This window comes from Klebsiella spallanzanii, from assembly GCF_902158555.1.
Lineage (GTDB): Bacteria > Pseudomonadota > Gammaproteobacteria > Enterobacterales > Enterobacteriaceae > Klebsiella > Klebsiella spallanzanii.
This window is the reverse complement of record NZ_CABGGS010000001.1, coordinates 341,931-365,864: the sequence shown is the minus strand read 5'-3', so window position 1 is coordinate 365,864 and position 23,934 is coordinate 341,931. Positions and strand designations below refer to the sequence as shown.

Annotated in this window: 24 protein-coding genes; 14 read left to right on the top strand and 10 right to left on the bottom strand. The window is 53.5% G+C overall.

Annotated features, from left to right (window positions below; translation table 11 throughout):
* Nucleotides 1-64 precede the first annotated feature (64 nt).
* Together modF and modE are read right to left on the bottom strand one after the other, a co-directional pair.
* Nucleotides 65-1,540 carry a molybdate ABC transporter ATP-binding protein ModF gene (modF, locus tag FN082_RS01835; RefSeq protein WP_142981048.1) on the bottom strand — a complete coding sequence of 492 codons (1,476 nt, stop codon included), beginning with the start codon at nt 1,538-1,540 and terminating at the stop codon, nt 65-67.
* A 67-nt stretch (nt 1,541-1,607) separates the two neighbouring features.
* A complete protein-coding gene (gene modE, locus FN082_RS01830; protein ID WP_139538760.1) occupies nt 1,608-2,396 on the bottom strand; it encodes a molybdenum-dependent transcriptional regulator in 789 nt (262 codons plus the stop codon).
* Between the two features lie 154 nt (nt 2,397-2,550).
* Between modE and FN082_RS01825 the strand changes: the two genes are divergently transcribed.
* The 4 genes from FN082_RS01825 to modC all read left to right on the top strand — a co-directional run bounded on the left by FN082_RS01825 (nt 2,551) and on the right by modC (nt 5,364).
* The gene (locus tag FN082_RS01825) at nt 2,551-2,700 is read left to right on the top strand and encodes an AcrZ family multidrug efflux pump-associated protein (RefSeq protein ID WP_004134988.1); all 150 of its coding nucleotides are present in this window, start codon (nt 2,551-2,553) and stop codon (nt 2,698-2,700) included.
* A 140-nt stretch (nt 2,701-2,840) separates the two neighbouring features.
* A complete protein-coding gene (gene modA / locus FN082_RS01820) occupies nt 2,841-3,614 on the top strand; it encodes a molybdate ABC transporter substrate-binding protein (RefSeq protein ID WP_112214441.1) in 774 nt (257 codons plus the stop codon).
* Complete coding sequence (modB, locus tag FN082_RS01815) at nt 3,614-4,303, top strand: molybdate ABC transporter permease subunit (protein WP_139538761.1); 690 nt, start codon at nt 3,614-3,616, stop codon at nt 4,301-4,303. The genes modA and modB overlap by 1 nt, the downstream gene beginning before the upstream one ends.
* A 2-nt stretch (nt 4,304-4,305) precedes the next feature.
* Complete coding sequence (gene modC / locus FN082_RS01810; RefSeq protein WP_139538762.1) at nt 4,306-5,364, top strand: molybdenum ABC transporter ATP-binding protein ModC; 1,059 nt, start codon at nt 4,306-4,308, stop codon at nt 5,362-5,364.
* On the opposite strand, the gene FN082_RS01805 is transcribed toward modC, so the two are convergent.
* Nucleotides 5,365-6,183 (bottom strand): pyridoxal phosphatase, encoded by an 819-nt coding sequence (locus FN082_RS01805; protein WP_139538763.1) that lies wholly within the window; start codon nt 6,181-6,183, stop codon nt 5,365-5,367.
* A 222-nt stretch (nt 6,184-6,405) separates the two neighbouring features.
* Between FN082_RS01805 and pgl the strand changes: the two genes are divergently transcribed.
* A complete protein-coding gene (pgl, locus tag FN082_RS01800) occupies nt 6,406-7,401 on the top strand; it encodes a 6-phosphogluconolactonase (RefSeq protein WP_142981047.1) in 996 nt (331 codons plus the stop codon).
* 60 nt (nt 7,402-7,461) lie between these two features.
* Here pgl and FN082_RS01795 read toward each other — a convergent pair whose 3' ends face one another.
* A complete protein-coding gene (locus FN082_RS01795; RefSeq protein WP_139538765.1) occupies nt 7,462-7,938 on the bottom strand; it encodes a GNAT family N-acetyltransferase in 477 nt (158 codons plus the stop codon).
* A gap of 134 nt (nt 7,939-8,072) precedes the next feature.
* On the opposite strand from FN082_RS01795, the gene pdxR reads away from it, so the two are divergent.
* Nucleotides 8,073-9,542, top strand: a complete 1,470-nt coding sequence (gene pdxR, locus FN082_RS01790) for a MocR-like pyridoxine biosynthesis transcription factor PdxR (protein ID WP_142981046.1) — start codon at nt 8,073-8,075, stop codon at nt 9,540-9,542.
* A gap of 236 nt (nt 9,543-9,778) precedes the next feature.
* Here the strand turns inward: pdxR and FN082_RS01785 are convergent, their stop codons facing one another.
* The 3 genes from FN082_RS01785 to ycgZ all read right to left on the bottom strand — a co-directional run bounded on the left by FN082_RS01785 (nt 9,779) and on the right by ycgZ (nt 10,787).
* A complete protein-coding gene (locus tag FN082_RS01785) occupies nt 9,779-10,045 on the bottom strand; it encodes a biofilm development regulator YmgB/AriR family protein (RefSeq protein WP_139538767.1) in 267 nt (88 codons plus the stop codon).
* Between the two features lie 54 nt (nt 10,046-10,099).
* Nucleotides 10,100-10,405 carry a hypothetical protein gene (locus FN082_RS01780; RefSeq protein ID WP_235892109.1) on the bottom strand — a complete coding sequence of 102 codons (306 nt, stop codon included), beginning with the start codon at nt 10,403-10,405 and terminating at the stop codon, nt 10,100-10,102.
* 136 nt (nt 10,406-10,541) lie between these two features.
* Entirely contained in the window at nt 10,542-10,787 is a 246-nt protein-coding gene (gene ycgZ / locus FN082_RS01775) for a regulatory protein YcgZ (protein WP_139538768.1), read from the bottom strand.
* A gap of 317 nt (nt 10,788-11,104) precedes the next feature.
* On the opposite strand from ycgZ, the gene FN082_RS01770 reads away from it, so the two are divergent.
* Together FN082_RS01770 and FN082_RS01765 are read left to right on the top strand one after the other, a co-directional pair.
* Complete coding sequence (locus FN082_RS01770; protein ID WP_142981045.1) at nt 11,105-12,328, top strand: diguanylate phosphodiesterase; 1,224 nt, start codon at nt 11,105-11,107, stop codon at nt 12,326-12,328.
* A gap of 188 nt (nt 12,329-12,516) precedes the next feature.
* Nucleotides 12,517-13,248: a MerR family transcriptional regulator gene (locus FN082_RS01765; protein WP_139538770.1), complete on the top strand. Its 732-nt coding sequence runs from the start codon at nt 12,517-12,519 to the stop codon at nt 13,246-13,248.
* Nucleotides 13,249-13,330: 82 nt separating this feature from the next.
* On the opposite strand, the gene FN082_RS01760 is transcribed toward FN082_RS01765, so the two are convergent.
* From FN082_RS01760 to FN082_RS01750, 3 genes are all read right to left on the bottom strand, one after another.
* Complete coding sequence (locus tag FN082_RS01760) at nt 13,331-13,885, bottom strand: helix-turn-helix domain-containing protein (protein ID WP_139538771.1); 555 nt, start codon at nt 13,883-13,885, stop codon at nt 13,331-13,333.
* Nucleotides 13,886-13,944: 59 nt separating this feature from the next.
* Nucleotides 13,945-14,157: a hypothetical protein gene (locus tag FN082_RS01755; RefSeq protein WP_139538772.1), complete on the bottom strand. Its 213-nt coding sequence runs from the start codon at nt 14,155-14,157 to the stop codon at nt 13,945-13,947.
* Between the two features lie 410 nt (nt 14,158-14,567).
* Nucleotides 14,568-15,851 carry a putative acyl-CoA thioester hydrolase gene (locus tag FN082_RS01750; RefSeq protein WP_142461912.1) on the bottom strand — a complete coding sequence of 428 codons (1,284 nt, stop codon included), beginning with the start codon at nt 15,849-15,851 and terminating at the stop codon, nt 14,568-14,570.
* Nucleotides 15,852-16,110: 259 nt separating this feature from the next.
* Between FN082_RS01750 and hutI the strand changes: the two genes are divergently transcribed.
* From hutI to FN082_RS01720, 6 genes are all read left to right on the top strand, one after another.
* Entirely contained in the window at nt 16,111-17,328 is a 1,218-nt protein-coding gene (gene hutI, locus FN082_RS01745) for an imidazolonepropionase (RefSeq protein WP_142465780.1), read from the top strand.
* Nucleotides 17,325-18,281: a formimidoylglutamase gene (gene hutG, locus FN082_RS01740; protein WP_142461910.1), complete on the top strand. Its 957-nt coding sequence runs from the start codon at nt 17,325-17,327 to the stop codon at nt 18,279-18,281. The genes hutI and hutG overlap by 4 nt, the downstream gene beginning before the upstream one ends.
* A 54-nt stretch (nt 18,282-18,335) precedes the next feature.
* The gene (locus tag FN082_RS01735) at nt 18,336-19,061 is read left to right on the top strand and encodes a histidine utilization repressor (RefSeq protein ID WP_139538776.1); all 726 of its coding nucleotides are present in this window, start codon (nt 18,336-18,338) and stop codon (nt 19,059-19,061) included.
* 141 nt (nt 19,062-19,202) lie between these two features.
* Nucleotides 19,203-20,891 (top strand): urocanate hydratase, encoded by a 1,689-nt coding sequence (hutU, locus tag FN082_RS30100; RefSeq protein ID WP_142461909.1) that lies wholly within the window; start codon nt 19,203-19,205, stop codon nt 20,889-20,891.
* Complete coding sequence (hutH, locus tag FN082_RS01725; protein WP_142981044.1) at nt 20,888-22,423, top strand: histidine ammonia-lyase; 1,536 nt, start codon at nt 20,888-20,890, stop codon at nt 22,421-22,423. The genes hutU and hutH overlap by 4 nt, the downstream gene beginning before the upstream one ends.
* Before the next feature lie 99 nt (nt 22,424-22,522).
* Complete coding sequence (locus tag FN082_RS01720) at nt 22,523-23,902, top strand: amino acid permease (protein ID WP_139538779.1); 1,380 nt, start codon at nt 22,523-22,525, stop codon at nt 23,900-23,902.
* Nucleotides 23,903-23,934: the final 32 nt, after the last annotated feature.

Here is a 23,934-nt window from a genome sequence, read left to right as displayed (position 1 = left end):
GCGGTATGGGATTTAGTGGATATAATTCTGAAAAAATCAGGGATCCGCAGATCCCTGTATAGGCTTAATTTTCCAGCGGACCCACCTGGTAAGTGTAACCGTCTCCACTCCTAATAAACGCCAGGCGGTGGGTAATGCAGTCCGGTGCGTCCTCGGCGTGGTGGGAAACAAACAGCAGCTGTGTTGAACCTTCGCTAATGAGCACATCAATAAAGCGACGTACCAGCTGGCGGTTGAGCGGATCCAGGCCCTGTAGCGGTTCATCCAGGATCAACAGCGTGGGATGCTTGACCAGGGCGCGGACGATTAGCGCCAGCCGCTGCTGTCCCCAGGAAAGGCTATGAAACGGCGCATCGGCGGTGCGTTTGTCGATACCCAGAATATCCAGCCAGTTTTGCACCAGCTTGTGTTGCTTGTCGGAAACGGCCTGGTAGATGCCGATAGAGTCGAAGTAGCCCGAAAGAATAACGTTACGCACGTTGGTGCTGACGCGGTACTCCAGATGCAGGCTGCTGCTCACGTAACCAATATGCTTTTTTATATCCCAGATGGTTTCGCCGCTGCCACGACGGCGGCCAAACAGAGTCAGGTCGTTGCTGTACCCCTGCGGATGATCGCCGGTCACCAGGCTGAGCAGCGTGGACTTACCGGCACCGTTAGGGCCGACTATTTGCCAGTGTTCGCCGGGATTTACCGTCCAGTTCAGGTGGTTAATGATCGGCCGATCGTTATAAGAAACTCTGCCGTCGTTCAGCACGATGAGCGGCGCATTGTCGTCCAGCGCGTGACGCGCGGCCGGGGCGTCCGGCTCCGGTAGGGTCATGCCGTCAAGCTTTTCGCTGTGGGCCAGTTGGGCGATCAGCGCCTGTTTCAGCAGCGCCTGCTTTTCTCCAGTTTCGCTCAGGACGCAGTCCGCCAGCACGCCAGCGAACTGGACGAATTCCGGTATTTCATCGAAACGGTTAAGTACCAGCACGAGGGTGATACCTTCGCGATTAAGCGTCGCCAGCCGTTCCGCCAGTTGCTGGCGCGAGGCAACATCGAGTCCGTCGAACGGTTCATCAAGAATGAGCAGATCGGGGTCGCCCATCAGCGCCTGGCACAGCAGCGTTTTGCGCGTTTCGCCGGTAGAGAGATATTTAAAGCGGCGCTGTAGCAGGTGGCCAATACCAAACTGTTCGGCAAGGTGAACGCAGCGAGAGGGGTCTTTACACTCATCCTGAATGATTTCCGCCGTCGTGCGCCCTGTATCTTCTTCTCCTGGGCTGAGCAAATCGGTGTTGTTGCGCTGCCACTCATCGCTGACCAGCTTTTGCAACTGTTCAAAAGAGAGGCGGGTGATGCGCGAAAACGTGCTCTCGCGCTGGCCGCTAAGCAGCGTTAGCTCGCCGGACAGCGCCCGCGCAAGGGCTGATTTCCCGCTGCCGTTGCTGCCGACGAAAGCCCAGCTTTCGCCAGCGCGCACGCTGAGGTGCTCAATATTTAACGTTTTTGTGTCGCTCAGGCGAAACGTGCCTTGCGAAATTTGCAATAATGACATTGTGTATCCCACTTTTTGCAGCGATGTGCTTCAGGGATACGTCTTCACGGGCGCAATGTCAATGCCATTAGCACAACGTGGCGAGAATGATGCGATCGGCATTAAAATAGGCTATCGCTTCCGCGCCTTCTTCAAGGTTTTTCGCCTGTTCTACCGGTAGGGTGGCGCAAAGGATCTGGCCATCCGGGAGCGCCATCAGCACTTCACACTGTTCCGGCCCGCGCTCGATATGGCTGATACGTCCGGCTAGCTGGTTATCAGCCTGTTCCGCCAGCGTTGAATCCTGGGTAATACCGACCCACGGCGCTTTCAACAGCACGAGTACTTCCTGACCTTCATCAAGGCCCAGTCGATCGGCGCTTTGCGCGGTAATGGCCACTTTAAAACGGGTTTGCCCGTCGGCCAGTAGCACGTCAACATGCTGCTGCACCTGCTGATGGTCGCGGCCGGTAATGGTGCCAAACCACTGGTTGCGTGCGCTGGTTTGTAGTGAGAAACGTGAAATGGCTGCCAGCAGGCTGTCGAGGGGCAGGGCGTCATCATCGCTCAGGACATCAAACGCTTTCTGCTGAATCTGCGCCAGCAAATCGTAAAGCTGAATCAGCCGCTGCCCGTAGCGGGTGAGAACCGCACCGCCGCCGCCTTTGCCGCCGGTGGCGCGATCGACCAGGGTTTGCTCGCTCAGCTGATTCATTTCATTAATGGCATCCCATGCGCTTTTATAGCTGATGCCCGCGTTTTTTGCCCCCTGGCTAATGGAGCCCGTCTGGTCAATCTGTTTCAGCAGGGCGATACGGCGGGGATCGGCGAACAGGCGCTGCTGTAATTTAAGGGTAAGAAGAATTTCGGCCTGCATAATCATATCCTGACGAAAAAAGGGTATTGTGACCGATAGCGGTCATCTTGCAAGATGCATCTGTTGCGGCGGCCTGTGAGGCACCGCACAAATGGGGCGTGTTTTTCCGGCTGAATTCGTTACAATAAAGCATTCGTACTTTCTGGAGCCAACCATGTTAGAGCTATTGAAAAGTCTGGTTTTTGCCGTAGTCATGGTCCCTGTGGTGATGGCTATCATCCTGGGTCTGATTTACGGGCTGGGCGAAGTGTTTAACCTCTTCTCCGGAGCCGGTCACAAAGACAGCAGACCGCAAAATCACTGATTTCCCTGCGCCCGGTTCTACCGGGCGTTTTTATTCGTCCCCTCAATTGATCCGCCTCTAATTACCCCCAATTTGCTCTGGGAAAACCCCAATCTTATCGCTATATTAGCTCCTACATAACGCACTCACAGGAGTTTCAGATGGCAGGTCAATGGTTACGCTTTTTTGCCGGAGCAACGTTAACGCTCTCCGTTGCAGGTCACGCGCTGGCGGAAGACGGTAAAATTACGGTGTTTGCAGCGGCATCGCTGACTAACGCAATGCAGGATATCGCTAAAGAGTATAAGAAAGAGAAAAACGTTGATGTTGTTTCTTCGTTTGCTTCTTCATCGACTCTGGCACGACAGATTGAAGCGGGCGCGCCTGCGGATCTGTTTATCTCCGCTGACCAAAAATGGATGGACTACGCGGTTGAGAAAAAGAGTATTGATACTGCGACACGCGCCACTCTGCTGGGCAATAGCCTGGTTGTCGTTGCGCCGAAAGCCAGCGCTCAGGGCGATATCACCATCAATGATAAAACTGACTGGACTAGCCTGCTGAAGGGGGGGCGTCTGGCGGTTGGCGATCCTGAGCATGTGCCTGCGGGCATCTATGCCAAAGAAGCGCTACAAAAACTGGGTGCTTGGGAAACCCTGTCACCGAAGCTGGCTCCGGCGGAAGACGTGCGCGGTGCGCTGGCGCTGGTTGAACGTAGCGAAGCCCCGTTGGGTATTGTTTACGGCTCTGATGCCGTTGCCAGTAAAGGCGTGAAAGTTGTCGGCACCTTCCCGGAAGATTCCCACAAGAAAGTCGAATATCCGCTGGCTATCGTTGACGGACATAAAAATGCGACGGTTAGCGCATTTTATGATTATCTGAAAGGACCGGAAGCTTCGGCCATCTTTAAACGTTACGGATTTACGACCCACTAATGTTCTTAAGCGATCCCGAATGGCAGGCGGTACTGCTGAGCCTGAAAGTTTCATCCCTGGCGGTGGTGTTTAGCTTACCTTTTGGGATCTTTTTTTCCTGGCTGCTGGTCCGACGGGATTTTCCCGGCAAAGCGCTGCTCGATAGCATTATCCACCTGCCGCTGGTGTTGCCGCCGGTGGTGGTAGGCTATCTGTTGCTGATTGCGATGGGGCGACGCGGATTTATCGGCAGCTGGCTCTATGACTGGTTTGGTCTGAGCTTTGCCTTTAGCTGGCGCGGTGCGGTACTGGCGGCATCAGTGATGTCCTTTCCGCTGATGGTGCGGGCTATTCGCCTGGCGCTGGAAGGGGTGGATATCAAGCTTGAGCAAGCCGCTCGTACCCTCGGCGCGGGCCGCTGGCGGGTATTTTTCACCATTACGTTACCATTGACGCTACCCGGTATTATTGTCGGTACCGTACTGGCCTTCGCCCGCTCTCTGGGCGAGTTTGGCGCGACGATCACTTTTGTCTCCAATATTCCCGGCGAAACGCGCACCATTCCTTCGGCAATGTATACCCTGATTCAGACCCCTGGCGGCGAAGGCGCGGCCGCGCGTTTATGCTTGATTTCGATTGTGTTGGCGCTCGTCTCGCTGCTGATTTCAGAATGGCTGGCCCGTTTAAGCCGTAAGCGGATGGGGAAATAATCATGCTCGAACTCGATTTTACCCAGACGCTGGGTACTCACTGTCTACAGATCCGTGAGTCGCTCCCCGCCAGCGGCATCACGGCGGTGTTTGGCGTTTCCGGCGCGGGAAAAACCTCTTTGATTAACGCCATTAGCGGCCTGACGCGCCCGCAGCAGGGGCGCATCGTGCTTAACGGCCGAGTGCTTAATGATGCCGAAAAACGCATCTGCCTGGCGCCGGAAAAACGCCGTATTGGCTATGTTTTTCAGGATGCTCGCCTGTTTCCGCACTACAAGGTGCGCGGCAATCTGAAGTACGGCATGGCGAAGAGTATGGCTGACCAGTTCGATAAGCTGGTGGATCTGCTTGGCATCGCGCCGCTGCTTGACAGGCTGCCGGGAGGGCTCTCCGGTGGTGAAAAACAGCGGGTAGCCATTGGCCGGGCGCTGCTCACCGCACCGGAGCTGCTGCTGCTGGATGAACCGCTGGCATCGCTGGATATTCCGCGTAAACGCGAGCTGTTGCCCTATCTGCAACGTCTGGCGCGGGAGATTAACATCCCGATGCTCTACGTCAGCCATTCCCTGGATGAGATTCAGCATCTGGCGGATAAAGTGCTGGTGCTGGAAGAGGGGAAAGTGAAAGCTTTTGGCGATCTGGAAGCGGTGTGGAGCAGCAGCATAATGCACCCTTGGCTACCGCAGGATCAGCAAAGCACCATTCTCAATGTGACCATTGCCGCTCAGCATCCGCAATATGCGATGACCGCCCTGGCGCTCGGCGACCAGCAGATATGGGTCAATCAGCTCGACAGACTGCCGGGAGAGACGGCGCGTATCCGCATTCAGGCTTCAGATGTCTCGCTGGTACTACAGCCAGGGCAGAGAACCAGCATCCGTAATATTTTACCCGCGCAGGTGATGCAGTGCATCGAAAGCAACGGGCAGGTTGAGGTCAGGCTTGAAATTAGCGGTCGAACGCTGTGGGCTCGTATCAGTCCCTGGGCGCGCGATGACCTGGGAATTACCCCAGGCCAGCAGCTGTATGCGCAAATAAAAAGCGTGTCAATCGCCGCCTGATTAAAGCAGGTGGCGATTGATGTAGTCGGCGATGCTGGTGGTTTCGTTTTCACCAATCACCACATTGGCGCGCGCTTTGACTTCATCCACTGCGTTGCCCATCGCCACGCCGGTACCGGCGGCTTCCAGCATGCTAAGGTCGTTGTAGTTATCGCCGAAAGCGACGACATCCTGCATCGACAGGCCCTGCGATGCTACCCACTGCGCCAGGCGTTTGCCTTTGCTGTTGCCTTCGCGGGCGATATCAACCTGATCGTGCCACGACCATTCGCATTCCAGACCTAGCGTCTGGCCGACATGCTGGGCAAAGCGCTGCAGTTTTGCGGTATCTTCATCGGTCAGGGCGAATTTCCACACGGCTTGTACATTGCGGGCTGCCAGGGCTAAAGAGTCAACCTGGGTTAATATCGGGCGCTGTTCGATGGGCAGCGTCTGTGCCCAGTTGGCGGTGCGGATGACGTGTCCTATGGGCTGTTCATAAAGCATGGCATCATCAACATACATCAGGCCGTGGATATCATGCTCGCTTAGCATTTCCGCCAGGTTCAGGGCTTTATCTACCGGCATCGGATCCGACTCCAGAACCTTTTTTGCATGATAATCATACAAATAAGTGCCATTACAACAAATTGCAGGTGTATCCAGAGCCAGTGCCTGATAAAAAGGATGGATAGCGACGTGATGTCGGCCGGTGACGACGATCACCTGGTATCCAGCGTCTCTGGCGCGAGCCAGTGCGTCGAGCGAGGCGGGAAGGATTGTTTTTTTTCCGGTCAGTAGGGTGCCGTCTAAATCCAGGGCAATCACGCGTGAGGTCATGTGTTGTTTCCGGTTAATGGTGAAAAGTGAGCAGGCTATGATGGTACACCGCTGTGCCATTCGGGCAAACTTTTCAGCATCTACCGCTAAAAGAGTCGATACACTTGATCCTTCTGGCTGCTGCGAGGCAACCTGAATCATGTAGTGTATGCGTATTGTGTTTTTCAGCGCGTCGTTAGTCTGAAAAATGAAATTTCCACGTGCAGTGAGGAAGGAGTATTCATGAAACAAACCGTTTATACCGCCAGCCCGGAAAGCCAGCAGATCCATGTCTGGAATCTGGATCCTGAGGGGAAACTGACCCTGGTGCAGGTTGTTGATGCCCCAGGCCAGGTGCAGCCAATGGTGGTGAGCCCGAACAAAGAGTATCTCTACGTCGGCGTGCGTCCGGAGTTTCGCGTATTGGCCTACCGCATTGCGCCTGATAATGGCGCCCTGACCTTCGCTGGTGAAGCCGCGCTGCCGGGCAGCCCAACGCATATTTCTACCGATCATCAAGGTCGTTTTGTTTTTAGCGCCTCTTATAATTCGGGCTGCGTAAGCGTGACGCCGCTGGTAGATGGCCTGCCGGGTGAAACGGTGACCGTAGTTGAAGGGCTCGAAGGCTGCCATTCGGCAAATATCTCTCCGGACAATCGCACCCTATGGGTCCCGGCGCTGAAGCAGGATCGTATCTGCCTGTTTACCCTCAGCGACGATGGTTTCCTTGCCGCGCAAGAACCGGCAGAAGTGACCACCGTTGAAGGCGCGGGCCCGCGTCATATGGCGTTCCATCCGAACCAGCAATACGGCTACTGCGTGAACGAACTGAATAGCTCCGTTGACGTTTGGGAACTGAAAGATCCGCACGGCAAGATCGAGTGCGTACAGACGCTGGACATGATGCCGCCTGATTTCACCGGCGTACGCTGGGCGGCGGATATCCACCTGACCCCGGATGGTCGTCATCTCTACGCTTGCGATCGTACCGCCAGCGTGATCACCATCTTCAGCGTTTCTGAAGACGGCAGCGTGCTGTCCATCGAAGGCTATCAACCGACCGAAGCGCAGCCGCGCGGTTTTAACCTCGATCACAGCGGTAAATATCTGATTGCCGCCGGTCAGAAGTCGCATCATATCGCGGTGTATGAAATTGAAGGCGAGCAGGGCATGTTGCAAGAAAAAGGGCGCTATGCCGTCGGCCAGGGCCCAATGTGGGTGGTGGTTAACGCATACTAAGCCTGCTGCTTATGGCTGAAAACCTCGCTCAGGCGAGGTTTTTTATGCCAGACGCAACGGCTATTTCACCCGCATACGATACTCAATCATGCCGCTTTTATCCGCTACCCAGTTATACAAACGCTGGCCGCGCAGGTTAGTTTCATGAGTGTGCCAGTACAGGCTGGCCGAGTGGCGTTTCCGCGCCTGCAGCTGAACATACTCAATCAGCTGTTTGCCAATATGCTTACCCCGAACGTCCGGACTAACGAATAAATCTTCCAGATAGCAGTAGTCGCTTTCGGCCCAGGTGGATCGGTGGAACAGATAATGCACGAATCCAACTATCTTTCCTTCATGTTTTGCTACAGCGCAAAACACGGGCTCGACGGGATTTAAAAAGCGCTTCCAGGTCAATTGCGTCACGGATTCAGGGATATCGACGCGATAAAAAGCCTGGTAGCTTTTCCACAGCGGCAACCACTGGGCAAAGTCGCTGTCGGTCGCTGGCTGGATGGTGATTTGTGCAAGGTTAACGTCGGTTTTGTGGCTATTCATGGCGGTTCCTTATTTTAATAAAAGGGAGATTGTCTTTGGTTGGCGCCATGTTAAGAGCTCTTCTGGTTCCTAAAAAGTGACACTTTGTGTATATTTATAGGGTCCACTTTTCTCTCGTCGATCCTCATCTCTTTATGCCAAAACCTATTTCACCGCTGTTTCAGGAACTTTTATTACCGCGTGGGGTTATCAAGGATCAGGTTTATCACGCCCTGCGTCATGCCATTCTGGATGGCCGATTAACAGCGGGATCAAAAATACCCTCCAGCCGGGCGTTAGCTGAGATGATGGCGATTTCCCGAAACTCGGTTATCTCCGGTTTTGAGCGCCTGATGGATGAAGGATATCTGATAACGCGCAAGGGGGCGGGCACCTTTGTCTGCGAACATATTCCGGATAACCTTATCAGCGAGTATGACTCGCCTGCGGAGCCGGAGGCGGCAATCGCTGGTATTGGACAGCTTAATCCTGATGTTGCCGCGCTGGTACCTTCATGGGCAGGGCGAGAAGATAGCGGAGAAATGAGTCAGGTTTTTGCCGTCGGTATTGGCTGTACTGATTTGTTTCCTCATGCGTTGTGGGGGCGGCTGCTGGGTCGCGTCTGGCGGCAATCGCGCCGTGAACTGGGGTTGCACGCCACGCCTTACGGATACCAACCGCTACGTCAGGCAATCAGTCACTATATCCAGGCAACGCGCGGCGTAAATTGCCATGAAGATCAGGTGATTATTGTCAATGGTATTCAACAGGCGCTGACGATCGCTGCCCAGGCGTTACTTGAAAAGGGTGATGAAGTCTGGCTGGACGATCCCGGGTACAACGGGGCTCGCGGCGCTTTCGCCGCCAGGGGCGCGGTTGTCAGGCCCGTTCGCGTCGACGGTGATGGCATGGATGTTGAGGATGGAATACGCCATTATCCGGGCGCTAAGCTGGTTTATACCGCGCCGTCGCACCAGTTTCCGCTCAGCGGCACGCTTTGCCTGCCCAGAAGGCTTGCTTTACTGGATTGGGCTGAAGCCAATCGGGCATGGATTTTCGAAGATGATTACAACAGCGAGTTCCGCTATGCCGCCCGCTCTTTACAGGCTTTACAAGGGTTAGATAAATATCAACGGGTCATCTACTCGGGGACATTTTCAAAAATGATGTACCCGGAGTTTCGCCTGGGCTTTTTAGTCGTTCCAGCGCATTTGCGTGAACAGTTTGCCATCACTAAATATTATACCGATCTCTGTAGCGGGTATCTGGAACAAGCCGTTCTGGCGCGTTTCATCAGCGAGGGGCACTATGCCAGCCATGTTCGTCGTATCCGTAAAGCCTGTTTCGAACGAAAAAGTGCGCTTGAGGCAGCGATTGAAGATTATTTTCCTGGACGTATGGCGATTCATCCGACGGATTCGGGCGTTCATTTAGTCTGCTGGTTGTTGAAGGGAATAAAGGCAAAAGAGGTGGTAGAAAAAGCTCGCCAGATAGGACTAGGGGTTCAGACCTTTGAGCGATATTGTCAGCGAACGATGCCGGGGGAGGGGATTTTACTGGGTTTTGCCAACCATCCTCCTGACGTTCTTGTTGATGGTGTACGCCGCCTGGCTGCGGTACTTTAGCGCACATATTCTGTGGGATGTTACTAAATAAATAATAGAATTCATTGTCTGGCCATTTCAGATAATTATCTTTATTTAAAACTCGCCCCCGTCGTGGATATTCATCTGATAACAGGAGGCAAGTTTTAAAAGAGTTATACCACGCATGGATTTAATATATATCCACAGCTTCGGTAGTAAAATAACCCATGGGTTAGCGATATGTGACTTCCCTGTTTAGTAAAATCTGCTGATAATTAGATATCATCCATAGTATAGCTTACGACGATTTCCAGCGTTTTGCGGATAACGTCGGCGGTTACCACATCACTTGTAGTCTCGAGTGCAGTAATCAACCAAAGAATAATGGCCTTATTACTGAGATGTCCCTCTGAAGCAAGAATGCTGCTGATAGCCAGTGACATCACTGCGGATTCATCGATCAGTCTGTCGCCCGCATTACGGAAATACTCAGAGAGTGCGGTATCGTTCAGGCCTGCGTAAATATCTGATTGCTGATGCATAGTCTGTCTCATCATATTCTCTACTTTGTTAATTAAATAATCGACCATTACTGGTCAGTGTATTTTATTTGTACCAGGCTGTGGAGGCGAACCCAGTAAAGAACTCTGGTCATCCCAATGATTTTTAGCACCTGAAGTACCCAAAGGCTTTTTCTTATCACGGAGAACTACCATATTATTAATTTCATCGATAATATGCCCAAGTGTATCTCGCCGTTTTTTATCTGCTTCCCTGTCTTGCATTGACTGAAGTTTGCTTAGCAGAGCCTGAGTATTAATAGGCCCTTTATTTTTGAGTAGAGAGAGGACAGCCTCCCCAATCAATACATCTGTTAATGGATCAAAATCACCGTTATTCATAACTGTATCTCTGATTATCGTCATCTCCATGACTGGGAATTTGGTGCAAGGCTGGTAATCTGTATAAGATTTTGGCCCATCCCTCATATTTCCTCATTCAGTAACGACTTAAATCACCAGATAACCGCTGGAATCTTTACTCCTGGCGTTCAAATAAGAGGCCGATCAGCGTTTGATAATGGCTTTCTTCTTCTGGTTGAGCAGCGACTTCAAGGCGACTCAGCAGTTTTGTGCACAGAGCTTTGCGGTTAAGATTTCGTCCTTCATTAAGGATATCCATGACAATCTGCCCTAAAGTTTCCTGTTGTGAAGGCAAAGAAGCTTTATTGAAATACTGGGCAATAGCGTTAGCCGTATCGGGAATGTAACCGTTCTGCTGCATATGTGCTCCTGTCAGTTCAAGGGTCAGTAAATCTGTCATTAAACTTATACAAATACTTTTAACTTGTACACAAAAAGTAAGAAAAAGATGTTCGTTTTTTGTTAATTTATTGATTTTTATGTTATTTTATTTTTTTTGAGAGTGGGTCCGTACATTCTACAGTTGTACGGATTGTACAGATGGGTACTTAAGGGAGAAGCTCAATAAAAAGAACACGTTAATGTAATTTATTTGTTAACCAAGAACGCTATTTTGCAGGACGCAAGGCTATAGATCTGCTACTGTGGATTCTCAATATCTCTTCTGTTGGAATTACCATGCTCACTACCATCATTTATCGCAGTCATATCTGCGACAACGTGTCATTTAAATCACTCGAAAGTATGGTTGCTGCGGCAAGTGAAAATAATAACCGCGTAAATGTGTCCGGCATTTTGTTATTTAACGGCACACATTTTTTCCAGCTATTAGAAGGGCCTGAAGAGAATGTGCAGGAGATTTATCAGCACATTTGCCAGGACACGAGACACCATAATCTCGTCGAATTGCTGTGTGATCACGGCCCGACGCGTAGATTTGGCAAGATTGGGATGGAGCTCTTTGATTTACGAGAGCATGACCGCGATGACGTTCTGCAAATTGTATTGGATAAAGGCACCACTAAGTATCAACTGACCTATGATGATAGAGCTCTCCATTTTTTCCGTACCTTTGTAGAAGCAACGGAAAAGGAGAATTATTATGAAATCCCCGCGGCAGAAAGCTGGGATTTTATTGAGGATGGCACCACCGCTTACCCAGAAACTCCATTTGTACAGGCCGAATGTAGCTTTGCTTTTCAGCCGGTTATCGACCCTTTTGCCAAAGAGATTGTTTCATTTGAGGCGTTGTTACGCACCGCTTCCGGCGAGTCGCCTGCGGCCTATTTCGATGGGCTATCGCGAGAGGACATCTATACTGCTGATTTGCACAGCAAGCGGGTGGCGTTTGCTATGGCGGGGCGTTTGGGTCTTCATGGCCGAACGTTGTCCATCAATCTTCTACCGATGACTCTGGTAAATGTTCCCAATGCTGTTGAATTTCTTTTAGCTGAAATTAAAGCAAACGATTTGATTGCAGAACAGATTATTGTCGAATTTACCGAGAGTGAAGCCATTTCCCGCATCGACGAATTCACGGATTCTGTGCGTAAGCTTAAGTCTGCGGGCATCCGCGTGGCTATCGATCACTTTGGCGGCGGATTTGCCGGGCTTTTGCTGCTGGCCCAGTTTCAACCAGACCGCATTAAGATTAATCGCCAACTGGTCAAAGATATCTACAAACATGGACCAAGGCAGGCTATCGTTCAGGCCATCATTAAATGCTGTAATTCGCTGGAAATTGCCGTCTCGGCGGTGGGTATTGAGCGGGCTGAAGAGTGGATGTGGCTTGAGTCAGCCGGAATCACGCATTTTCAGGGAAATCTATTTGCCAGCCCATGTTTGGAGGGGATCCCTGCGGTGGCTTGGCCCGAAAAAAAATCATCCTGGGATGAATTTTAAAAGTAGTCTGATGCGGTGGCGATCGTTACAGGGAGTAAACATCTCCAGTGGGGAAAAAGCTACCCTTTTTTGGCATACACATTGGCTCCCGACCTGTTATATTTTTACTGTACAAAAAAAGTTAATTGTACAGACTGGCTAAATTAGTTAATTTAGTCAGGAAAGTATTGATTGGTCAGAGGGTGCTAATGGCTTATTACAGTATCGGCGAAGTTGCCGAGCGTTGTGGAATTAACCCCGTTACTCTGCGAGCATGGCAGCGTAGATATGGTTTGCTGAAGCCGCAGAGAAGCGAGGGGGGGCACCGACAGTTTGATGACGAAGACGTTCAGCGCATTGAAGAGATAAAGCGTTGGATCGAGCGTGGCGTCTCGGTTGGCAAGGTTAAGGCGCTACTGGAAGGTCAGCAACCCACATCGCATGATGGGTCCGTTTTACTCCAGGATGAGATGATGACGCTTCTGCGAGTTGTACAGCCTGCGAAATTACGTAACAGAATCATGTCTCTTAGCCACGAATACCCCGTAGATAAGCTAATCGACCAGCTTTTTGTACCTGTACGGAACAAATTAAACCTCGACCAAAATACCTCGCTGGCAATTATCAGTATGCTGGATGGCATCTTGATCGATTGCGTGGCGTTATTCCTTGCTGAATCGCGTAAAAAGGTTGGAAAGGAGACCTTGTTGGTTGGATGGGGTAATGAAGATCGTACCCGATTGTGGCTGGAAGCATGGCGTTTGTCACAGCGCTCATGGCATGTCAATGTTCTGGCTGAGCCGCTTGAATCTCCGCGCCCGGAATTTTTCCCAGGCCAGCATATTTTTGTCTGGACCGGTCGTGCGTTGACGCCTTTACAAGCGGAATTACTGAGCCACTGGCAAAGTCAGGGGTTTACAATTGAGTTTCACGAGGATTAAGAGAATCGTTGATCATCAGCAGCAGAACTTTTTGTTCCGCCGCTTTCTTGTGTCTACTTTAATTTCGCTCGCAATTAAATTATTAGAAATTAAGCTGCGTCCAGGCCTTAAAGGTTTCACTACGACTAATATTAAAAAAATCTGTCCGACCAGAACAGCCTAGCTTTTTAATCAAAGTCAGGCGTATTTGATAAATTGTCTTAATATGCAAATTTAGCGATTTTCCGATGTTTACTATTGCTTCACCATCGTTCATCAATTTAATGACTGCCTTTTCACGGCTGGTGAAAATAATATTGTCAGCGTCGTTATCTGATTTTCTGCTAAAGAGCGTAGGGCGTAGAATAAACGATTTTATCTCAGCAGGTGTAGCGCGTGCCGGGATTCTGTACATCGGGATTTCGCTCAGGAAGTTCAAGTCGTTGCCATCGGTGAGCAGCACAAAGCGAACTCTTCGGCTATCATACTGATGATTTATCACAGAATAGTAATTATCGCTGGTGAAAAAGATATATTTTCCATGGAAACAGCCGGGTGATAACGAATCAAGTACAAGCTGTAAACCCTGACGCAACAGAGTATTGTTAATCCACAGATCGTAATGATTAAAAAACAGACCCTGCTTGTCGTTATTCATTTGTCCTCCGAACCAGAGATGTTAGTCACTACTTGCTGTTAGCAAAATAAAAATCACGCTTAGTGGCGATTTTTTCCGTATAACATATGTAGGATTTGAATATACAAATCAGCGAGGATTTCATTCTTCTCAATATTCAGGCGGCGCTGTACTTCAACGATAAGACGCTCATTGCTAAGCGTTTCATTCTCCTTCTGCACCATATGTTCAATGTTTTTTAATAAAGCTGAATCAGGAATAAACTCCGCTGGAATAGTGTTTTTAATTTGCATGATATATCTCGATCGATGTTAAATAATAAATCAGTAAGCAAAGGCGATTGGTAAAAATCATCTTTTTGGCTATACGGGTTTTCACCATATAAAAGACATGGTGTACAATTATTAAAATTTCAGGATGCTGTAATGCAGATAATTTAAAACTTACGGTATAACTATAGTCATGATTTTCAGTATGTACAATTTTTGCAGTAAAATTTTGTACAGTGGGTTTATTTTTTTAGTAATTAACTATAATTTATTGTTTTTTATAGTTATTAAGTGTGGTGGTTTTTGGGTGAAGTTGTACAAGATAGCCGTACTACGACAACGGACGAGTTTCGGAGAGTAATGATAAAAAGGAGGAAGAGCAGAACAGGAAGGAGAGAGAAGGGGGAATGGCTCCCCCTTTAAGTTTATAACCGTTACTGCTTCGGCTCAGCGACAACAAAACTTCCCACGCCGCGGTTATTGTATTCCCACATGCGGTTGAAGTTAGCATCGTTAAGGTTGCGCTGCGGATTGCCTTTGTCATCCGCGGTACCGGTGTTGCCGCTAAACGGTCGATTTGAGCCGACGGCATCAGCCCACGGTTTGGCCATATTAAAGCCTTCATTAATCACGCTATCGCGGATAACGACCTGGCCGTTGGTATTGCCGTCGACGTCGAGAGAACGGCCCAACTGCGCAACGTTATCGCCGGAAGCGGTAAAGCGGCTGTTGACCGCCAGGAAGCCATAGGTCACGCTTTTCAGGGTGGCCGGAGCAAAGACGTAAGCCTCTTTCTGGGTGCGAGAATTCACCACGCGGAAGTCGGTGTTATCGAATACCACGGCGCCGCGGCCAGAAACAATATCGACATCGCCTTCAATGTAGCTATTGCTGACCAGCGTACGAGTCTGACGATTATCCTGCAGACGGTTCTGTACGCCGCTATTGGTCACAAAGAAGGTATTCTGGCGACCAAGGATATTCACGTTATTTATCTGAACCTGATCGCCATCGGTGCGCAGAGCGACCGCCTGATGAGTACCTGCGTCAACGCTGTCGCCAAGGTTATTGGCGATAGTCAGGTTCTGCAGTTGCAGACCGTTATTCTGCGACCAGAATACTGCTGAGCACATGACGCCAATGGTGGCGGTGCGTTTGCTCTGGCAGTTGTCGAACATATACCATGCCGGTTTACCTGGCATGTATTTACCGCCTGGATTGACCTGATGACGCCAGGTGACCGGATCCATTTCTGAATCAATCGCCTCGCTGATTTTTACGTCAATCGGCTTCTCGCCGGTGCCGTACAGGGTCAGCGCGCCGGGGGCCGCCGGAACGTATACGGTGCCTGCATATTCGCCCGGCATAATGGCGATAAACTGACGGCGGTTGGAGTGGCGAGTAATTGCCGCGTCAACCGCAGCCTGAATGGTGGTATGGGTCACGCCCTGAGTCCCGGCAGGCCCGACAACAAAGTCGGGCTGTGCCGGAAGGCTGATGGCGGACGGATGCCAGGCCGCGGCGTTCGGATCCAGAGACTGGAAATAGCTCGCGGGTAAAAAGTTCTTTGCCTCGTCGGCGGTTAAAACAGGACGAGAGGCCGTGCCCGGCGCAGTCTGCGTTGAGGGCTGTTGATCGGCAGGCGTCGAACTACAGGCGGACAACGTCACGCCAAAGGCCAGCGCCAGCGCCATGCGGGAAACGGAATATGTGTTCATGTTGCTCCGGGCAAGAATCAATCAAATAGATATACCCTGAATTGAAGTATGACGGGTATAAGTCCTTTAAAGCCTGCTGTTTTATACCAAGTTAAGCGAAACGGGAAGACATAGCGCAAAAAAGTTGCTGCTTTTGTATAGCAGGAACCGGGAATGGGTCGCTTTTGATCACAAATAAATAACATTTGCGCTTGCCTGAGTTGACATTTCTTACGGAATCAAAATAAATGTCTATACAACCCATGACAAGTTGACCGCTATGACACATGCCACTTCCGAACGCGTAATCTGGCGAAATGCCCGCCTTGCCACCCTCGATCCCCATCTATCCCAACCCTATGGTCTCCTGGAGCATCATGCGCTGCTGGTGCGCAATGGTCGCATCGAAGCCATTGTCCCTGAAAGCGATGCGCCAGCGGGGCAGAGCATCGATCTTGAGGGCAGACTTTTGACGCCAGGTTTAATTGATTGCCACACGCACCTGATTTTCGGCGGCAGCCGGGCGCAGGAGTGGGAACAGCGCCTCAATGGTGTTTCCTACCAGACTATTAGCGCCAGAGGCGGCGGCATTAACTCAACGGTGCGCGCTACCCGGGAAAGCAGCGAAGCTGAACTGCTGGCGCTGGCCCGACAGCGGCTGGAGCGGTTGCTGCGTGAAGGGGTCACCACTCTGGAGATTAAATCCGGTTATGGGCTGGACCTGGAAAGCGAGCGCAAGATGCTGCGGGTTGTACAGCAGCTGGCTGCAAGCTATGCCGTTGAGATTTCGCCAACCCTGCTTGCCGCCCACGCCACGCCGGCTGAATACAAAGATGACCCTGACGGCTACATCAATCTGGTTTGTGAAACGATTCTGCCCACGCTATGGGAAGAAGGATTGTTTGAAAGCGTCGATGCCTTCTGCGAAAACGTCGGTTTTAGCCCGGCGCAAACTGAACGGGTTTACAGTACGGCTCAGGCATTGGGTATTCCGGTAAAAGGGCACGTTGAGCAGCTCTCTTCGCTGGGCGGCGCTGAGCTGGTGAGCCGCTACAAAGGCCTTTCCGCCGACCATATTGAATATTTGACACCAGAGGGAGTCGCGGCAATGAGCCGCAGCGGCACTGTGGCGGTGCTCCTGCCCGGCGCGTTCTATTTTCTTAATGAAACCCGCAGGCCGCCGGTTGAGCTGCTGCGTGAGCATAAAGTGCCGATGGCGGTGGCGACGGACTACAACCCCGGCACCAGCCCCTTTGCCAGCCTGCATCTGGCGATGAATATGGCCTGCGTGAAGTTTGGCCTGACGCCGGAGGAGGCGTGGGCTGGCGTGACTCGCCATGCGGCGCAGGCGCTGGGCCGTCAGGCGAGCCACGGCCAGCTGGCGACAGGTTTTGTGGCCGATTTTGCTATCTGGGATGCGGAACATCCGGTAGAGATGGTTTATGAGCCTGGGCGCAGTCCGCTCTGGCAGCGCGTCGTACGAGGAGAAATCGCATGAATCTATGGCAACCGACGCCCGCAGGGCTTTGGCTGGGGCGCGACGACAGCACAGAAGCCGCTAACGCGCTGCGTCTGTTTCAGACTGTTACCCGTGCTGAGCGCTTTGAGCCTGAAGCACTGGCTGGCGACATTGCCCTGTTGGGGTTTGCCTGTGATGAAGGGGTCCGGCGCAATAAAGGACGAACAGGAGCGAAACAGGGGCCAGAAACTCTGCGGCGGGCGCTGGCGAATATGGCCAGCCATCAGGGACATGACCGCTGCGTTGATATGGGGACCATCAGCGTGGAGGGGGAGGAGCTGGAAGAGGCTCAGCAGGCGTTGCGCGAAGCGGTTACTGCCTGTCAACGTGCTGGTAAACGGACGCTGGTGTTAGGCGGCGGTCACGAGACGGCTTTCGGCCACGGTGCCGGAGTACTGGATGCGTTTCCTGACGAAAAAGTGGGCATTATTAACCTTGATGCGCACCTGGATTTGCGTTTTGCCAACCAGGCCAGTTCCGGTACGCCGTTCCGTCAGCTGGCGCTGGCCTGCGAAGCGCAGCAGCGCGGTTTTCATTATGCTTGTATCGGCGTAAGCCGCGCCGCCAATACCCAGGCGCTGCTGGACGAAGCGGCCCGCCGCGAGGTGACGATTATCGAGGATCTCGATGTTCTTACCTCCTTTGAGGCGTGGGTTTTGCCGGAAATTAGCCGCAATATTGCCTGTTACGATCGCCTGTATCTGACTATCGATCTGGATGTGCTGCCCGCTCGTGAAATGCCGGCGGTCTCCGCACCTGCCGCGCTGGGTATCCCGCTGGCAACGCTGCTGCGTATCGTCGAGCCGCTGTGCCGTAGCGGTAAGCTTCAGGCAGTGGATCTGGTCGAGTTCAACCCGCAGTACGATATCGATAGCCAGGGAGCCCGCGCGGCAGCGCGTCTGGCATGGCAAATCGCCCATTGGTGGCAGTAGCGATTCAGTATATTCTGGACGTTTCGCCGCCATTAGCACAAGGAAAGCCCGGCCATGTTCTCATCGCAATCTCGTTCCGCGCCTGCGCCATTCTATGAAAAGGTGAAGCAGGCGATCAGCGAAAAGATCCATAGCGGCGTCTGGCGTCCGCACGATCGCATTCCTTCGGAAGCGGAGCTGGTAGCGCAGTTTGGCTTTAGCCGCATGACCATTAACCGGGCGCTGCGCGAGCTGACCGATGAAGGCCTGCTGGTGCGGCTGCAGGGGGTGGGCACTTTTGTCGCGGAGCCGAAAGGGCAGTCGGCGCTGTTTGAAGTGCGCAGCATTGCGGAAGAAATTGCTTCTCGCCATCATCAGCACCGCTGCGAGGTGCTTTTGCTGGAGGAAACGCAGGCCGACCTGATTCAGGCCGCGGCGCTGAACGTGGCCGCCGGTACGCGGATTTTTCATTCGCTGATGGTACATTTCGAAAATGATGTTCCGGTACAGATTGAGGACCGCTGCGTTAACGCCGCGGTGGTGCCGGACTATCTGCGTCAGGACTATACCGTCACCACGCCTCACGACTATTTGTCGCTGATCGCCCCCTTAACCGAAGGGGAACATATTGTTGAAGCGGTGCAGGCAACGGCCGAGGAGTGCGCGCTGCTGCATATCCATGCCCATGACCCATGCCTGCTGATCCGCCGTCGCACCTGGTCCACCACCCATATCGTCTCCCACGCGCGCCTGCTTTTTCCCGGTAGCCGCTATCGTCTGCAGGGCCACTTTGGTTCCTGATCTTCCTGCGCGTCAGCAAAACGTGATTGCTGACGCAATATAACAAAAATGTATCATTTCTGTTAAATCCTGGCTTGCGCATGCTTGTATAGACAAGTATATGTATCTACGTACACAACGTTAATTGTCAGGAGAACCCCGATGTCGCAAAGCAAATACCGCCAGCAGGACGTACGCGCACCGCGTGGCACGACGTTAAATGCGAAGAGCTGGCTGACCGAAGCCCCGCTGCGTATGCTCATGAACAACCTCGACCCGGATGTCGCCGAAAACCCGCATGAGCTGGTGGTGTACGGTGGTATTGGGCGTGCTGCGCGTAACTGGGAATGCTATGACGCGATCGTGAAGGCGTTGAAAGAATTAGAGAGCGACGAAACCCTGCTGGTGCAATCCGGTAAGCCTGTGGGCGTGTTCAAAACCCACGAAAACTCGCCGCGCGTACTGATCGCCAACTCCAACCTGGTGCCGCACTGGGCAACCTGGGAACACTTTAATGAACTCGATGCCAAAGGTCTGGCAATGTACGGCCAGATGACCGCCGGCAGCTGGATCTACATCGGTAGCCAGGGCATCGTGCAGGGTACCTATGAAACCTTCGTTGAGGCCGGTCGCCAGCACTATCAGGGCAGCCTGAAGGGGCGTTGGGTATTAACTGCGGGCCTGGGCGGCATGGGCGGCGCGCAGCCGCTGGCGGCAACCTTAGCGGGTGCCTGCTCGCTGAATATTGAATGCCAGCAAAGCCGTATCGATTTCCGCCTGCGTACTCGTTACGTTGATGAACAGGCGACTTCGCTGGATGACGCCCTGGCGCGCATTAAAAAATACACCGCCGAAGGCCGGGCGATCTCTATCGCCCTGTGCGGTAACGCGGCAGACATCGTGCCGGAAATGGTCAAGCGCGGCGTGCGTCCGGATATGGTGACCGACCAGACCAGCGCCCACGATCCGCTGCACGGCTATCTGCCGAAAGGCTGGAGCTGGGAAGAGTATCAGGCAAAAGCTGAATCAGACCCGCAGGGCACTATCCTGGCGGCGAAGCGCTCAATGGCTGACCACGTGCAGGCGATGCTGGCTTTCCACGAAATGGGCGTGCCGACGTTTGACTACGGCAACAACATTCGCCAGATGGCCCAGGAGATGGGGGTTGGCAATGCGTTTGATTTCCCCGGCTTCGTTCCCGCCTATATCCGTCCGCTGTTCTGCCGCGGCATCGGTCCGTTCCGCTGGGTTGCCCTGTCCGGCGACCCGCAGGATATCTATAAAACTGATGCTAAGGTGAAAGAGATCGTGAAAGATGATAAGCATCTGCACCACTGGCTGGATATGGCCCGCGAGCGCATCAGCTTCCAGGGGCTACCGGCGCGTATCTGCTGGGTAGGACTGGAGTGGCGGCAGAAGCTGGGCCTCGCGTTCAACGAAATGGTACGCAGTGGTGAAGTCTCGGCGCCAATTGTCATTGGTCGCGATCACCTTGACTCTGGCTCTGTTGCCAGCCCTAACCGTGAAACGGAATCAATGCGCGATGGTTCCGATGCCGTCTCCGACTGGCCGTTGCTCAACGCGTTGCTGAATACCGCCAGCGGGGCGACCTGGGTGTCGCTACATCACGGCGGCGGGGTAGGGATGGGCTTTTCGCAGCATTCTGGCATGGTTATCGTCTGCGACGGTACCGATGAAGCGGCGGCGCGTATTGCTCGCGTTCTGCACAACGATCCGGCGACTGGCGTGATGCGCCATGCCGATGCGGGTTACGATATCGCGATTGAGTGCGCGGCAGAACAAGGTTTGAATCTTCCGATGGTGGCAGCAACGCAGGGGCACGCTAAATGAACGCTTTAACACTGATTCCGGGCCAACTTAGCCTGTCACAGCTGCGCGATGTCTATAGCCAGCCGCTGAAGATCACCCTCGACAAGAGCGCCTTCGCGGCCATTGACGATAGCGTTGCCTGCGTCAATGCGATTCTTGCGGAAGGCCGCACTGCGTATGGTATCAACACCGGTTTTGGCCTGCTGGCGCAAACCCGCATCTCCACCGAAGATCTCGAAAATCTTCAGCGATCGCTGGTGTTGTCGCACGCGGCGGGGATTGGCGAACCGCTGGATGATGATCTGGCGCGTCTGATTATGGTGCTGAAAATTAACAGCCTGTCGCGCGGCTTTTCCGGGATCCGCCTGAGCGTGATCCAGGCGCTGATTGGCCTGGTGAATGCGGGAGTGACGCCGTGGATCCCGGCTAAAGGTTCAGTTGGCGCATCTGGCGACCTCGCGCCGCTGGCGCATATGTCTTTAACGCTGTTGGGCGAAGGAAAAGCACGGGTGCGCGGCGGCGAATGGCTACCGGCAACGGAGGCGCTGCGCGAGGCGGGCCTGGAGCCGATTACCCTGGCAGCAAAAGAGGGGCTGGCGCTGCTCAACGGCACTCAGGCATCAACGGCGTTTGCCCTGCGCGGCTTGTTTGAAGCGGAAGATCTGTTTGCTTCCGCAGTGGTCTGCGGGGCGTTAACCACCGAAGCGGCGCTCGGTTCGCGGCGTCCGTTTGACTCACGCATTCATGAAGCGCGCGGTCAGCGCGGGCAGATTGACGCGGCGGCGCTCTATCGCCATCTATTGACCGACGACAGCGCGATTTCCCAGTCGCACCATAACTGCACTAAGGTGCAGGACCCGTACTCTCTGCGCTGCCAGCCGCAGGTGATGGGCGCCTGCCTGACCCAGCTTCGCCAGGCGGCGGAGGTACTGCTGATTGAAGCCAACGCGGTTTCCGATAACCCGCTGGTGTTTGCCAGCGAAAACGACGTGATTTCTGGCGGTAACTTCCACGCCGAGCCGGTGGCGATGGCGGCGGACAATATCGCGCTGGCGATTGCCGAAATCGGATCGCTTTCGGAGCGCCGTATCGCCCTGATGATGGACAGCCATATGTCGCAGCTGCCGCCGTTCCTGGTCAAAAACGGCGGCGTCAACTCCGGCTTTATGATTGCCCAGGTCACCGCCGCAGCGCTGGCCAGCGAAAACAAAGCGCTGTCACACCCGCACAGTGTGGACAGCCTGCCGACTTCAGCTAACCAGGAGGACCACGTCTCGATGGCTCCGGCTGCCGGTCGTCGCCTGTGGGCGATGGCGGAAAATACGCGCGGCGTGCTGGCCGTTGAGTGGCTGGCTTCCGTGCAGGGGCTGGATATGCGCGAAGGACTGACCAGCAGTCCGCTGCTGGAAGAGGCGCGCCATCTGCTGCGCGAGCGAGTCACACACTACACCGAAGATCGCTTCTTCGCCCCGGATATTGAAAACGCTATTGCGCTTCTGGCGGAGCGTCACCTGACGCGGCTGCTGCCTGGCGTGCTCTCAGACCAACACTAAACCATCGCTGTTCTCTGTACCTGCGCCGGGAGGATTTCTCCTCCCGGTCACCCTACACGCATATTTGTCGTCGTATAAAAACTATCAGGACACTTGCATATGCAACAACAAAACAAGCCACACCTGCTGCGCGGGCTGAATGCCCGTCACATTCGTTTTATCGCCCTCGGCTCCGCCATCGGTACCGGGCTATTTTACGGCTCGGCATCGGCGATTAAAGCCGCGGGTCCGGCGGTACTGCTGGCCTATCTGATCGGCGGCGCGGCGGTATTTATCGTCATGCGCGCGCTGGGAGAAATGGCGGTACGTAACCCGGTTTCCGGCTCTTTCAGCAGCTACGCGCGCCAGTATCTTGGCCCGCTGGCGGGATTTATTACCGGCTGGACCTACACCTTTGAGATGGTGATCGTTGCCCTGGCGGACGTTACCGCCTTCGGCATCTATATGGGGCTGTGGTATCCCGACGTTCCGCGCTGGATCTGGGTGCTGAGCATTATCTTTTTTATCGGCGCCATGAACCTGTGCAGCGTACGCGTTTTTGGCGAGATGGAGTTCTGGCTGTCGCTAATTAAAGTGGTGGCGATTATTGCCATGATTGTAGCGGGCGGCAGCATTATTTTCTTCGGTTTCGGTAACGCTTTCCCGGCAACCGGACTGGAAAACTTATGGAGCCACGGCGGCTTTGCTCCTAACGGCTGGGAGGGCATCATCGCCTCGCTCGGCATTGTGATGTTTGCTTTCGGCGGCGTGGAAATTATCGGCGTGACCGCAGCCGAAGCGAAGAACCCTCAGAAGGTGATCCCGCAGGCGATTAATACTATCCCGCTGCGTATCGTGCTGTTCTATGTTTGCACTCTGGCGATTCTGATGGCGATTTTCCCGTGGAACAGCTTCGGCGAGCGGGGCAGTCCGTTTGTGCTGATTTTTGATGGCCTGGGCATTCCGGCGGCGGCCACCATCCTTAATATCATCGTGATCAGCGCCAGTATTTCGGCGATTAATAGCGACATTTTCGGCGCGGGGCGCATGATGTACGGGATGGCGAAAGAGGGGCTGGCGCCGAAGAGCTTCCAGCGCATCGCCAGCAACGGCGTACCGTGGATGACGGTGGTGGTGATGGGCGTGGCGCTGCTGGCTGCGGTGGTGCTGAACTATCTGATGCCGGAACAGGTTTTTGTGCTGATCGCCTCGCTGGCGGCCTTCGCCACGGTGTGGGTCTGGCTAATGATCCTGCTGGCGCACTTTGCGATGCGTCGTAGTTTGTCTGAAGAAGAGCGTCGTAACATCGCTTTCCCGGTACCGTTCTGGCCGGTTGCGCCGCTGCTGACACTGCTGTTTATGGGGCTGGTGATCGCAGTGCTGGGGATGGTGGAGGAGACGCGGATTGCGCTGATCGCCGGTCTGGTGTGGCTCGGCCTGCTGACGGTGGTGTGGTTCGCGCGGGTCAGAAAAAACGCCGTGCTGGCGGTAACAGAGTAGTCATCGAACTCCCGGTGGCGGCGCGGTGCGCC